This is a genomic window from Roseateles sp. P2_H4 (assembly GCF_056403315.1).
Genome location: NZ_JBFUFR010000006.1, coordinates 28,281 through 39,784, shown reverse-complemented (window position 1 = coordinate 39,784; position 11,504 = coordinate 28,281). Strand labels below are relative to the sequence as shown.

The 11,504-nt window shown below is 68.3% G+C and carries 14 protein-coding genes; 6 read left to right on the top strand and 8 right to left on the bottom strand.

The window, feature by feature from the left end:
• Positions 1-12: 12 nt before the first annotated feature.
• Positions 13-2,553 (bottom strand): GspE/PulE family protein, encoded by a 2,541-nt coding sequence (locus tag AC1DW3_RS06305; RefSeq protein ID WP_477929659.1) that lies wholly within the window; start codon positions 2,551-2,553, stop codon positions 13-15.
• Between the two features lie 107 nt (positions 2,554-2,660).
• Between AC1DW3_RS06305 and pcp the strand changes: the two genes are divergently transcribed.
• Positions 2,661-3,314, top strand: a complete 654-nt coding sequence (pcp, locus tag AC1DW3_RS06300) for a pyroglutamyl-peptidase I (protein ID WP_477929657.1) — start codon at positions 2,661-2,663, stop codon at positions 3,312-3,314.
• Here pcp and AC1DW3_RS06295 read toward each other — a convergent pair whose 3' ends face one another.
• Together AC1DW3_RS06295 and AC1DW3_RS06290 are read right to left on the bottom strand one after the other, a co-directional pair.
• A complete protein-coding gene (locus AC1DW3_RS06295) occupies positions 3,315-3,500 on the bottom strand; it encodes an anti-sigma factor family protein (protein ID WP_477929655.1) in 186 nt (61 codons plus the stop codon).
• Between the two features lie 5 nt (positions 3,501-3,505).
• Entirely contained in the window at positions 3,506-4,087 is a 582-nt protein-coding gene (locus tag AC1DW3_RS06290; protein ID WP_477929653.1) for a sigma-70 family RNA polymerase sigma factor, read from the bottom strand.
• A 101-nt stretch (positions 4,088-4,188) separates the two neighbouring features.
• On the opposite strand from AC1DW3_RS06290, the gene AC1DW3_RS06285 reads away from it, so the two are divergent.
• The 5 genes from AC1DW3_RS06285 to AC1DW3_RS06265 all read left to right on the top strand — a co-directional run bounded on the left by AC1DW3_RS06285 (position 4,189) and on the right by AC1DW3_RS06265 (position 7,872).
• Positions 4,189-4,449, top strand: coding sequence for a BufA1 family periplasmic bufferin-type metallophore (locus AC1DW3_RS06285; RefSeq protein WP_477929651.1), 261 nt, complete (start codon positions 4,189-4,191; stop codon positions 4,447-4,449).
• A 4-nt stretch (positions 4,450-4,453) separates the two neighbouring features.
• Entirely contained in the window at positions 4,454-5,314 is an 861-nt protein-coding gene (gene bufB / locus AC1DW3_RS06280) for an MNIO family bufferin maturase (RefSeq protein ID WP_477929649.1), read from the top strand.
• On the top strand, positions 5,311-6,009 hold the full coding sequence (locus AC1DW3_RS06275) for an HvfC/BufC family peptide modification chaperone (protein WP_477929647.1): 699 nt from the start codon (positions 5,311-5,313) through the stop codon (positions 6,007-6,009). Before bufB ends, AC1DW3_RS06275 begins: the two co-directional genes overlap by 4 nt.
• Positions 6,006-6,506: a DoxX family protein gene (locus tag AC1DW3_RS06270; protein WP_477929645.1), complete on the top strand. Its 501-nt coding sequence runs from the start codon at positions 6,006-6,008 to the stop codon at positions 6,504-6,506. The genes AC1DW3_RS06275 and AC1DW3_RS06270 overlap by 4 nt, the downstream gene beginning before the upstream one ends.
• Positions 6,507-6,600: 94 nt before the next feature.
• Positions 6,601-7,872 carry a response regulator gene (locus AC1DW3_RS06265; protein WP_477929643.1) on the top strand — a complete coding sequence of 424 codons (1,272 nt, stop codon included), beginning with the start codon at positions 6,601-6,603 and terminating at the stop codon, positions 7,870-7,872.
• Between the two features lie 18 nt (positions 7,873-7,890).
• Here AC1DW3_RS06265 and tolA read toward each other — a convergent pair whose 3' ends face one another.
• Genes tolA through AC1DW3_RS06240 form a run of 5 tightly spaced genes read right to left on the bottom strand, consistent with a single transcriptional unit; the run spans position 7,891 to position 11,426 of the window.
• Complete coding sequence (gene tolA, locus AC1DW3_RS06260) at positions 7,891-8,745, bottom strand: cell envelope integrity protein TolA (protein ID WP_477929641.1); 855 nt, start codon at positions 8,743-8,745, stop codon at positions 7,891-7,893.
• A gap of 1 nt (position 8,746) precedes the next feature.
• On the bottom strand, positions 8,747-9,181 hold the full coding sequence (gene tolR, locus AC1DW3_RS06255; protein ID WP_477929639.1) for a protein TolR: 435 nt from the start codon (positions 9,179-9,181) through the stop codon (positions 8,747-8,749).
• Complete coding sequence (gene tolQ, locus AC1DW3_RS06250) at positions 9,182-9,856, bottom strand: protein TolQ (RefSeq protein ID WP_477929637.1); 675 nt, start codon at positions 9,854-9,856, stop codon at positions 9,182-9,184. It abuts the gene before it with no gap.
• A complete protein-coding gene (gene ybgC / locus AC1DW3_RS06245) occupies positions 9,853-10,251 on the bottom strand; it encodes a tol-pal system-associated acyl-CoA thioesterase (protein WP_477929635.1) in 399 nt (132 codons plus the stop codon). Before ybgC ends, tolQ begins: the two co-directional genes overlap by 4 nt.
• Positions 10,248-11,426, bottom strand: coding sequence for a pyridoxal phosphate-dependent aminotransferase (locus tag AC1DW3_RS06240; protein ID WP_477929633.1), 1,179 nt, complete (start codon positions 11,424-11,426; stop codon positions 10,248-10,250). Before AC1DW3_RS06240 ends, ybgC begins: the two co-directional genes overlap by 4 nt.
• Positions 11,427-11,504: the final 78 nt, after the last annotated feature.

The following is an 11,504-nucleotide window of genomic DNA, read 5'->3' as shown; positions in this document are numbered from 1 at the left end:
CTGGCTTTCGGGTCAGGCATTGCTGGTGGCTTGGACTTCGGCGAGGGTGGTGATGCCCTGCAAGACCTTGATGATGCCGTCCTGGCGCAGCGAACGCATGCCTTCGGCGAGGCCAGCGTGATGTAGTTCCTCGGCGCGGGCGCCGGTCTGGATCATGCGGCGTATGTCCTTTGACACAGTCAGCAGTTCGTGCAGGCCGGCACGTCCCTTGAAGCCACTGCCGCCGCAGGCCGTGCAGCCCGGGCTGTGGTACTTCATCAGCCGGCCGCCCTGGCCATAGGACTTGATCCAGTCCGACATCAGCGCGAGCTTGCTGGGCCTGCCCTCGGCGGGGAAGACATGCAGATAGTTGTCCAGCAGTTCCTGCAGCTCGGACTCCTGCATGGGCTCGCTGCTGCGACAGGCGGAGCAGCTGCGCCGCACCAGGCGCTGGGCCAGCACGGCCAGCAGGGAGTCGGCGAAGTTGAAGGGGTCCATGCCCATGTCGAGCAGGCGGGTGATGGTCTCGGGCGCGCTGTTGGTGTGCAGCGTCGACAGCACCAGGTGGCCCGTCAGCGAGGCCTCGACGGCGATCTCGGCCGTCTCCTGGTCGCGGATTTCGCCGACCATGATGACGTCGGGGTCGGCACGCAGGAAGGCGCGCAGGGCCTTGGCGAAGGTCCAGTCGATCTTGGGGTTCACCTGGACCTGGCGCAGGCCGGCCTGGGTGATTTCGACCGGGTCCTCGGCCGTCCAGATCTTGCGCTCGGGTGTGTTGATGTGGCTCAGCGCCGAGTGCAGCGTCGTCGTCTTGCCCGAGCCCGTCGGGCCGACGCACAGCACCATGCCATAGGGCCGGGCCACGGCCGCCTGCAGGGCGGCCAGGTTGGCCGCGCTCAGGCCGATGCGTTCCAGCGGCATGGGCTTGCTGCTGGCCAGCAGGCGCATGACGACGTCTTCCAGGCCGTTGTTGGTCGGGATGGTGGCGACGCGCAGTTCCAGCTTGTGCTGGGGCGAGTACTTGGCGAAGTTGATCTTGCCGTCCTGCGGCTTGCGGCGCTCGGAGATGTCGAGGTCGCACATGATCTTGATGCGCGCGATCATCGCGTTGCGGTAGGTGTAGGGCAGCTCCAGATAGGGCTGCAGCACGCCGTCGCGGCGGAAGCGGATCTTGAGCTTTTCGCGGCCGGGGTAGGTCTCGATATGGATGTCGGACACGCCCTGGTTGTGCGCCTCGATGATCATCGAGTTGATGAGCCGCACCAGCGAGTTGTCGCTCTGCTCGATGGGCGACTCTTCTTCCTTGGCCGTGCGCTCGCTGCTGTCGCGCTCCAGGCTCTCGATGAGCTTGTTGGAGCTTTCCAGCGTGAAGTCGGGCTGGAAGTCGGGCAGAGGGTCGACGCCGCCACTGCCACGCGGCAGGGCCTCGGCGCCGTAGCGATCGAAGGCCGAGGGAATCGCGAACTGCAGCGTGCCGAGCTTGGTCAGCGTCGGCACGACCTTGAGCTGGGTAATGAACTCGACCTCGTCGATGGCGTCGCGTCGCGTCGGGTCCTCCATCGCAACGACGAGGCGGCCGTCGCGCAGCACCAGCGGCAGCACCTCCAGGCGCTTGGCCACCGCATGCGGCAGCTTGCGCACGGCGTCGGGCTCGACGGCGAAGTTCTCGACGTCGACGACCGGATAGCCCATCTTGCGCGCCAGCGCCGACTGCAACTGGGCCCGGCTGATGACGCCCCGGCGCACCAGCAGCTCGCCCAGCGGCACCGAGCGGTCGTCGCGCTGCTGCACCAGGGCCACTTCGAGCTGCTCCGGCGTGACCAGCTCCAGCGCCAGCAAGGCCTCGCCGATGCGCACCATGGGCATGCGGGCCTGCTGCTCGACGGCCTGCAGCAGTTGCTCGGCAGTGACGATCTGCTGGTTGACGAGGATGTCGCCGACGCGGCGCTGGCGCAGGTCGCTCTGCTCGACGGCCGCGGCGTTGAGCTGCTCGGGGGTGACGAGTTCGTCCTTCAGCAGCATGTCGCCCAGGCGCTCGCCGATCTCGAAATGCGCCAGCACCTCGCGCGGCACGAAGACACGGCGGACCGAGTCGTCATCGTCGGCCAGCGGCGGGAACAGGAAGAGGCCGAAGTTGTCGTGGTGGTGGCCGATGGTCACGCCCTTGAGCTCGTCGCCACCGTTGAAGACGATGCGGAAGTCGCTGCGTGGGCGCTGGTCCACGCTGAGCGGCGAGTTCAGGTCGCTGGCGTCACGCGGCGGCACCGCCAGGTTGCGCAGCAGCTTGACGGCGCGGAACTGGCTGAACTTCAGCGGCATGCTGTTGCGCGCCGGCGGCACATTGATCTGCACGATGCGATCGCTGGCATCGAACTGCAGCAACTGGCCCATGCTGCGGCTGTTGTTCAGGCCGAGGATCTCGCAGGCCTCTGGGCCGCGCTGCACCTGCGGCTGCGGGTAGGCGGCATACGGCGGGCTGGGCCAGAGGAAACCGGAAGCCGGGCCCGTCGCGCCTGCGGCAGGGGAATCGGCATCGCCGTGGGGCCAGGACAGGGGCTGGGACGGGTCGGTCATGGGCGGGGGCAGCAGGGGGTGCCGATGATTATGAAGGGCGGTGGCCGGCCCGTTCCCCCGAAAAACACGGGTCGGCGGTAACGGTCGGGCTTCGAGACAATGCAGCCATGAACATCCTGATCACCGGTTTCGAACCCTTTGGTGGCGAGGCCATCAATCCGTCCTGGGAAGTCGCACGCGCCCTGCAGGGTCAGGTCATCGCGGGCGCCACGGTGCAGGCACGCTGCCTGCCGACGAGCTTCGGCACGGCGCCCGCGGCGCTGGCCCAAGTGCTGGCCGAGGTGCGGCCCGAGCTGGCCATCGCGCTGGGCCAGGCCAGCGGCCGTACCGAGATCTCCATCGAACGCGTGGCCGTCAACCTCATCGACGCCCGCATCGCCGACAACGCCGGCGAGCGGCCGCAGGACGTGGCCGTGCGCGAGGGCGCGCCCGCGGCCTACTTCTCGACGCTGCCCATCAAGGCCATGCGCAACGGCCTGCGCGCCGCCGGCCACCCCGCCGGCCTGTCGCTGTCGGCCGGCGCCTTTGTCTGCAACCAGGTGTTCTTCGAGCTGCAGCACCAGCTGGCCGGCCGCGGCCTGATGAGCGGTTTCATCCACATCCCGGCCTTGCCCGAGCAGGCGGCGCGCAGCCAGCCGACGGTGGCCAGCATGAGCCTGGCGGCCCAGATCGACGCGATCAGGTTGGCGATCGCGATTGCCTTGTCGGGGGATGAAGAGCTGGCGTCAGCGGCGCCCGACGAAGGCGCGCCGGTGGCTTGATCATTCTTCGGTGTACTGGCGCCAGCGCGCGCTGGCGTGGCGCATCAGGTGGACCTGGCGGAAGAAGCGCCGGCAGTTGGTGCAGATGCGGTGGTGCAGGCGCAGCGACAGGCGCTCGGCCAGCGGCACGCGGCGGTCTTCGGCCTGCAGCGTGATCTGCGTGGCCTCCCGGCATGTGATCTTCAACTTGATCAAGTCGCTCCTCCAGCGGGCGCTGCGTTGAACCATCCGGCTTGCAGGCAGTCCCGCAGCCTCAGCCGGGCGCGGTGCAGCATGACCCACAGATTCGTCGGCGTGATCGCCAGTTCCTTACAGATCTCGTCGGAATCCAGCTCCAGCCACTCCCGCATCATGAAGAGGCGCCCCTGCTGGCCGGGCAGCTTCTCGACGCAGGCTTCCAGCACCCGCATGAAGTCGACCTGGCGCAGCGAGTCCTCCGGGTTGCCCCAGTCATGCTGGGCGTCGCGCCAATGGCCGTCAGTGGCGAACAGCAGCTCGTCCAGGTCCTCGCCGTCGTCGCTGCTGGCCGTCGTCGACAGCTCGCGGCAGTTCTTGCGGATCTGGTCGATGAGCTTGTGCTTGAGGATGCCGACCAGCCAGGTCTTGATCTGGCTGGCGCCGGTGAAGGCCTGCGGCTTCTCCAGCGCGGCGAGCAGGGTCTCGGACACCGCGTCCTCGGCCCAGGCCGGGTTGCGCAGCTGCAGCCGGGCGTACTTCAGCAGGGCGGGGCGCTGGGCCTCGATCTGGCGGCAGAAATCAGGGGACGCGGTCATGACGGCGGGCAGTGTAAGGACTTGGCAGTGTCTTGCGACTTGAGTCTCGCCGCCGCATCATCGGTCGCCTTTCCACCCCCCAACCTTTTGGAGACCTGTCCATGAAAACCCAAGCTCTCGTTTCTTCCGCTCTGGCCGCCGCCCTGTCCCTCGGTGTGGTCGCCCAGGCCCAGGCTGCTGATGCCGCCAAGGAAAAGTGCTACGGCATTGCCAAGGCCGGCCAGAACGACTGCGCCACCGCCAACGGCAGCCATTCCTGCGCCGGCCAGTCCAAGGCCGACAAGGACGCCAACGAGTGGAAGTACGTCGCCAAGGGCAGTTGCGAAAAGGAAGGCGGCAAGCTGACCRCCCCCAAGAAGTGACCGCTTGACCGCGATCCCTCCGGCGCCGGCCATGCCCTGTGTGGGCATAGGCTGGCGCCAGCCCCATTACGAGGCCTTGCTGGCCGAGCGCCCGGCGCTCGGCTTCATCGAGGTCCACTCCGAGAACTTCTTTGCCGACGGCGGCGTGACGCTCGCGGTGCTGGAGGCTGGCCGTGAGGCCTATGACCTCAGCCTGCACGGTGTCGGCCTGGCGCTGGGTTCGGCGGCGGGGCTGGACGCGGCCCACCTGGAGCGGCTCGCCCGCCTCGTCGGGCGCGTGCAGCCGCGCTGGGTGTCGGACCATGCCTGCTTCGCGCGCGTGGCGGGTTCTGGTTTGGGCCTGCATGCCGCAGACCTGCTGCCCATCCCCTTCACCGATGAGTCCCTCGCGCTGATGGTGGCCCATGTGCAGCAGGTGCAGGAGCGCCTCGCCCGGCCCATGCTGGTCGAGAACATCAGCGCCTATGTCGGCTGGGCCGGCGACACCCTGGCCGAGCCCGAGTTCTTCAACGAACTGGCGCGGCGCAGCGGCTGCGGCCTGCTGCTGGACGTCAACAACCTCTTCGTCAACGCGCGCAACGCCGGCCTGGCGCCGGACGCCGCCGCCCGCGAGGCCATGCGCTGGGTCGACGCGATCCGGCCCGGCAGCGTCGGTGAAATCCATCTGGCGGGCCACTGCGAGCAGGACGACGGCCTCGTCATCGACGACCACGGCAGCCGCGTGCGTGACGAGGTCTGGCGCGTCTACGAACACACCCTGCAGCGCCTTGGCCCGGTGCCGACGCTGATCGAATGGGACACCGCCGTGCCCGAGCTCGATGTGCTGCTGGCCGAGGCCCAGCGGGCGAGGGCGCTGCAGGCATGAAGGCCGATCAGCAGGCCTTCGTCGACGCGCTGCTGGGCCGCGCTCAGGCGCCGCCCGGCCTGATCGGCGCGGAGCGCGGCCTGGCCGCCTATCGCAACAACCTGAGGGCGCTGTCGGCCCAGGCCCTGGCCGTGCCCTTCGCGCGCCTGCACGAGGAACTCGGCGAAGACGAGTTCGCGTCGCTGGCCTGGACCTTCTGGCGTGCCCACCCGCCCGAGAGCGGCGACCTCGGGCAATGGGGCGGTGCGCTCGAAGGCTTTCTGCTCGAGCGCGCCGGCGCCGAGTCCGGCCTGCCCGACATCGCCCGGCTGGACTGGGCGCTGCACAGCGCCGAACGTGCCGAGGACGTGGCGCTGAACGCCGATTCGCTGGCACTGCTCGGCAGCACGGCGCCCGAGCAGCTCTGGCTGAAGTTGCGGCCGGGCGTCGCGCTGCTGCAGCAATCGAGCGGGCCGGTGCTGGTCTGGCGCCAGGGCTGGCGCGGGCAATGGCAGGCCTTGCCGGAAGCAGAAGCCGTCTTCGTGCAGGCGCTGCTCGACGAAGTGAATCTTTCCGCCGCGCTCGAAGCCGCCGCAGTGAAAGGTTCCGGGGCTGAAACCGACTTCGATTTCGGCGCCTGGCTGCAAGCCGCGCTTCAGAATGCCTGGCTGCATGAGGTCAGGTCGACACCCTCGAACCGGACCACGACACCATGAAAGCTCTGATCACCACCGCGTTGCGCGCCTTCACCGACCCCGGCCTGCAGCCCACCCGCCTGCCGGCGCCGCTGGACACGCTGGTGAGCCACCTGCAGTCGCTCGCGCTGCTGGCGGCGCGGCTCTATGTGGCGAAGGTCTTCTGGGCTTCCGGCCTCGTCAAGCTGCATGACTGGTCGGCGACGCTGGCGCTGTTCAACGACTACTACCAGGTGCCGCTGCTGCCGCCGGTGCTGGCCGCTTACATGGGCACGGCGGGCGAACTGGTGATCCCGGTGTTGCTGGTGCTCGGCCTGGCGGGCCGCTTCGCCGGCGTGGGCCTGTTCGTCGTCAACCTGATGGCGGCGCTTTCGCTGCCGGCAGAAGACCTGTCGCCCGCCGGCCTGGCTCAGCACACGCTGTGGGGCGTGCTGGCCCTGGCCATTGCGCTGTGGGGCGCGGGACGCTGGTCCGTCGATCGCGTGCTCATGAACCGGGCGGCTGGCCGCGGGCGTTGAGACCGGGCCGCTGCTGTAAGCGGCGGCGACATTTGGAAACGACAGGGCAACTGGGTTTGACCTAGTCTGACGGACAGTTAGCAACGGTCCGTCCATGGAGTTTTCAGAGCTGTTCACCCAGAGTGCGCGCGACGTGCTGCCGTACGCCAGAAGGAAGGGGCTGGTTGCCTACTTCGACTATCGCGGACCACACCTCGAGCTTCATGATCCTGGGCCCTATCTGCGTGCCGGCATCCACCGGATATTGCTCGGCATCGTCGACTGCTTCGAGTCCGGTTTCGTCATGTTCAGCGCGGAAGTCGAGCCGCCGGTCTATGGCCGCAGCAGCATCGTCATCCACGCGGCCGGCACGGGGGTGCATCGCCCCTCCGATGTCGTGGGCGTGTTGCAGCGTCTGCAACTTGTTTCCGAGGAGGCTGAAGGGCTGGTTGCAAGAGCAGACGCGCCCTGTCCGGTCACCGCCGGTTCGGTCCAGTTCGTCGACGCCGGACTTGACGGACTGGTCATCTCACTGGGCGGTGAAGTGGCCGCTGAGGAAGCGGCCTTCGAACACCTGCCGAACGCCGCGGGTTCGGTGGCATGGCTGGTCAGCCCTCTGCCCGGCGCGCTGGACTCGGTCGAGACGAGGTTGCGGCAGCTGGGCTGGCATGTGGTGACCTTCGAGCGGCTCGAGGAGGCCGTGGCGGCGACCTCCGCGACGCGAGCCCCGATGCTGATGATCGCGGCGGAGCACGACGGCCAGGAGCTGCCTTTGCTCGAACAGATCGCCCAGGCCCTGCCCAGCCTTTGGACGGTGCTGGCCGTGGTCTCCGGTTCGGACACCCTGCGTCTTCGGCGCCAGTGCCCGGTCGACATCCGGGTGCTCCCGCTCAGCCCGCTGGAACTGGAGCGCTTCACTGCGCATGTCGATACCCGCACGTCGACGGCCCTGTCGCGGCTGACATCGCCCACGCCGCTGTACGTGCAGGAGCATCGACGCGTGCTCGTCGTCGACGACAACGTCGTGAACCAGATCGTCGCGCGGGGTCAGCTCGAGGCCCTGGGCTATGAAGTGGTGGTGGCCGGCGACGGCATCGAGGCGCTCGATTCCTGCTGTGACGAGCCGCCCGACATGGTGCTGATGGACGTGGACATGCCGGTCATGGACGGCCTGGAAGCCAGCGAGCATCTGCGCTCCCTGCAGCGCGTTGGCAACCTGCCGCCTTTCCCCATCGTTGCCGCCACTGCCGGCGACACGGCTCTGCGCCGCAATGCCTGCCTGAAAGCCGGCATGGACGGCTTCCTCAGCAAGCCCATGGACCTTCAGGCACTGGCCGACGAACTGAGCCGGGTGCTGCCGGGACGGCCGATCTCGATGGAGGCTTGAGGCCTCGGGCCTGCGGGACTATTCGCGCGGGCGGAAGGTCAGGATCAGGACCGGCGGCACGCGGCCGTCGACGTCGCGCGGCAGGGTCTCGGCCTTCTCGATGGCGCGCAGCACGGCGCGGTCCCAGTCCGCATCGGGGCTGGCCTTGAGCACCTTGCTGCCCAGGATGCGGCCGTCAGGCCCCAGCGTCACCTGCACCTCGGTCGTCGGGTTGGCGGCACCGTCGTCGGCATAGATGATGAGCGGGCGGATCTTGCCCTTGATGCGGCCTGCATAGCCGGCGGACGGCGCAGAGTTCTGCGCCGCAGCGCCGGTCGAACCGGGCGTGCCACCGGCCATGCCCTGGATGCGCCGCAGGTTCTCCTGGCGCAGCGCCTCGCGCTTGGCGTCGGCGTCCTTGGCTTCCTTCGCCTCTTTGGCTTCCTTGGCGGCCTTGTCCTTCTTGACGCGCTCCAGGTCTTCCTTGGCAGCCTTGTCTTTCGCGGCCTTGTCCTTGGCTTCCTTCTCCTTGGCCGCCTTCTCGCGCTCGAGCCTGGCGGCCTCGTCGCGGGCCTTTTCTTCCTTGCGCTTCTTCTCTTTCGCGATGGCGATCTCGGCCTCGCGCTGCTCGGCGGCCGCTTCTTCCGCGGCACGCTGCTGGGCGCGGGTGTCGGGCTTGGGGGCTTCGGGTTCCGGTTCCGGCGGCGCCTCCTCGCGCGGCGCGGCGATCTGGGGCACGGCCGACCACAGCTCGGCCTCGAAGGCGGGCGAGGCGTCGCTGTGCCAGTTCAGCCCATAGCTGAGCGCGAGGATCAGCAGGCCGTGGGCGACCAGGGCCAGCGTGAGGCCGCGGCCGAGGCCGGCGGCTTCAGGAGGACGCAGGACAGCGTTCATTTCACTTGGCCGAGGCACCGCTCTTCACGGCCAGACCGACGCGCTGGATGCCGGCGCGCTGCAGCGCGTCCATGACCTGCACGACGGCCTCGTACTTGACGTTCTTGTCGGCCGAGATGACGACGGGGCTGGTGGCGTCCTTGCCCTGGGCCTTCTTGACGCGCTCGGCCAGGCGGTTGCTGGGGATCGATTCGGGCTCGAGCTGGTCGACCTTGATCTTCAGCTTCTCGTCGGTGCCGACGATGATCTGGATGACGTGCTCAGGCTGCTGGCGGCTTTTCCCCACGCTGGGCAGGTCGACCAGGCCCGTCGTGATCAGCGGCGCGCTGACCATGAAGATGATGAGCAGCACCAGCATCACATCGATGAACGGGACCATGTTGATCTCGTTCATCGTGCGGCGCCGGCGGCCGCCCCGGGAGGAGATGGCGGCCATTTAGTGTTGCGTCGCGTTGCGCTGCAGGATGTTGGAGAACTCCTCGATGAAGGTCTCCAGCGTGATCGCGCTGCGGTCGATCTGGCGTGCGAAGCGGTTGTAGGCCAGCACGGCGGGGATGGCCGCGAACAGGCCGATGGCCGTGGCGACCAGGGCTTCGGCGATGCCGGGCGCGACGGTGGCCAGCGTCACCTGCGTCAGATTGGACAGGCCGACGAAGGCGTGCATGATCCCCCAGATGGTGCCGAACAGGCCGACATAGGGTGAGACAGAACCGACCGAGGCGAGGAAGGACAGGTTGTGCTCCATCGCGTCGAGCTCGCGCTGGAAGCTGGCGCGCATCGCGCGGCGGGCGGCGTCGAGCAGGGCGCCCGAGTCGGTGACGCGCTTCTCGCGCAGTTTCAGGAACTCGCGCATGCCGGAGGCGAAGATGCGTTCCAGCGGTGCGCCGTCCGTGCGGCTGCCGACCGACTGGTAGAGGTCGTTCAAGTTCTTGCCGCTCCAGAACTCGGCTTCGAAGGCGTCGTTGCGGCGCTTGATCTGGCCCAGGCCGATCAGCTTGCCGAAGATGACGCTCCAGCTCGCGAGCGAGACCAGCAGCAAGCCCGCGATGACGAGCTGCACTGCGAAGCTGGCGTGCAGGATCAGGGAGACGATGGAGAGGTCTTGGTTCATGCGGTGATCGCTGCGACGACCGAGTCGGGCAGGCGTTGGGGTTTCAGGTCGTCGGCGCGCACGCAGCCGATGCGGATCTCGCCTTCGCACAGCAGCGTGTCGCCGCGCAGCGCGCGTTGGCGCACGACAAGGCTGGCGCGGCCGGCCGGTTCGGGTTCGACGGTGACGGTCAACAGGTCGTCGAGCCTGGCCGGCGCGAGATAACGCAGGCTGGTGGCGGCAACGACGAAGATGACGCCGGTGTCCTCGCGCAGCTGGTGCTGCTCGACGCCGGCCGCGCGCAGCCACTCGGTGCGGGCGCGCTCAAAGAACTTCAGGTAGTTGGCGTAGAAGACGATGCCGCCAGCGTCGGTGTCTTCCCAGTAGACGCGGATGGGGAACTGGAAGTCGCTCATGCGAGCACCTCGCGCAGGCGGGCGACGGCCTCGTGCAGGTCTTCGATGGACGAGGCGAAGGACAGGCGCATCCAGCGCTGCGGGTCGGCCAGGCCGAAGTCGCGGCCGGGCGTCAACGCGACCTGGGCGCTTTGCAGCAGTTCGTGGGCAAAGGCCCAGCTGTCGGCGTGGAAGCGGCTGATGTCCATCCAGGCATAGAAGGCGCCGTCGGGCGGCACGGGCACGGTCAAGCCGAGGTCGTTGAGGGCCGGCACGATGAAGTCACGGCGCTCGCGCAGCAGGGCGCGGCGGCGTTCGAATTCGGCGATGGACTCGGGCTCGAAGCAGGCCAGGGCCGCCTTCTGGGCCAGCGTGGACGGGCAGATGTAGAGGTTCTGCGCCAGGCGCTCGATGGCTGGAACAAGGACCGGGGGCAGCACCAGCCAGCCCAGGCGCCAGCCCGTCATGCCGAAGTATTTGGAGAAGCTGTTGACCGAGATGACGTCCTCGCCCAGGGCCAGTGCACTGTGGCCGAAATGCGCCTCGTAGCTCAGCGGCAGGTAGATCTCATCGACGACCGTGACCCCGCCGCGCTCGCGCACGAAGCCCACCATGTCGGCGAGCACCTCGGGCGCGATGGAGGTGCCGGTGGGGTTGCTGGGCGAAGCCAGCAGCACGCCGCGCGTCGCCGGTGTCCATGCTTCGCGCACTTGGTCGGCATCGAGCTGAAAGCGTTCGGCCGGGCCTGTGCGCAGCATCCGCGGCGTCGCGTCGGCAGCCGTCACGAAGTGGCGGTTGCAGGGATAGCAGGGGTCGGGCATCAGCACCTCGTCGCCGCGCTCGAAGAGAGCGAGGCAGGCGAGTTGCAGGGCCGCCGAAGCACCGGCGGTGACGGCAATGCGGGCCGGCGCAATGTCGAGACCAAAGCGCTGGCCGTACCAGCGCGAGATCGCCTCGCGCAGCGCGGGCAGGCCGAGGGCGTCGGTATAGGGCGTCGGACCTTGGGCGACGCGGGCCACGGCCTCACGCACCGCGGGCGCGGCGCCGAAGTCGGGCTCGCCGATATTGAGGCGGATCATGCGCCTGCCGCCCTGGGCTGGATCGCACAGCGGCCCGGTCGCGACCTGGGCCGCGGCCTTGGCCAGCTCCATCACGTAGAACGGTTCAATTAAACGTAGCCGGCTCGCTAGCTTCATGCGACCTGCTCCGTGAACTCAAAACTCGTGTGCACAGCGCCGAGAACTGTATTGAATAGACATGAATGACGGGCCAGC

Excerpts from the sequence above, each read along its gene's own strand:
- AC1DW3_RS06305 (WP_477929659.1), bottom strand. The coding sequence starts at position 2,553 with ATGACCGACCCGTCCCAGCCCCTGTCCTGGCCCCACGGCGATGCCGAT.
- pcp (WP_477929657.1), top strand. The coding sequence starts at position 2,661 with ATGAACATCCTGATCACCGGTTTCGAACCCTTTGGTGGCGAGGCCATC.
- AC1DW3_RS06290 (WP_477929653.1), bottom strand. The coding sequence starts at position 4,087 with ATGACCGCGTCCCCTGATTTCTGCCGCCAGATCGAGGCCCAGCGCCCC.
- AC1DW3_RS06275 (WP_477929647.1), top strand. The coding sequence starts at position 5,311 with ATGAAGGCCGATCAGCAGGCCTTCGTCGACGCGCTGCTGGGCCGCGCT.
- AC1DW3_RS06270 (WP_477929645.1), top strand. The coding sequence starts at position 6,006 with ATGAAAGCTCTGATCACCACCGCGTTGCGCGCCTTCACCGACCCCGGC.
- AC1DW3_RS06265 (WP_477929643.1), top strand. The coding sequence starts at position 6,601 with ATGGAGTTTTCAGAGCTGTTCACCCAGAGTGCGCGCGACGTGCTGCCG.
- tolA (WP_477929641.1), bottom strand. The coding sequence starts at position 8,745 with ATGAACGCTGTCCTGCGTCCTCCTGAAGCCGCCGGCCTCGGCCGCGGC.
- tolR (WP_477929639.1), bottom strand. The coding sequence starts at position 9,181 with ATGGCCGCCATCTCCTCCCGGGGCGGCCGCCGGCGCCGCACGATGAAC.
- tolQ (WP_477929637.1), bottom strand. The coding sequence starts at position 9,856 with ATGAACCAAGACCTCTCCATCGTCTCCCTGATCCTGCACGCCAGCTTC.
- ybgC (WP_477929635.1), bottom strand. The coding sequence starts at position 10,251 with ATGAGCGACTTCCAGTTCCCCATCCGCGTCTACTGGGAAGACACCGAC.
- AC1DW3_RS06240 (WP_477929633.1), bottom strand. The coding sequence starts at position 11,426 with ATGAAGCTAGCGAGCCGGCTACGTTTAATTGAACCGTTCTACGTGATG.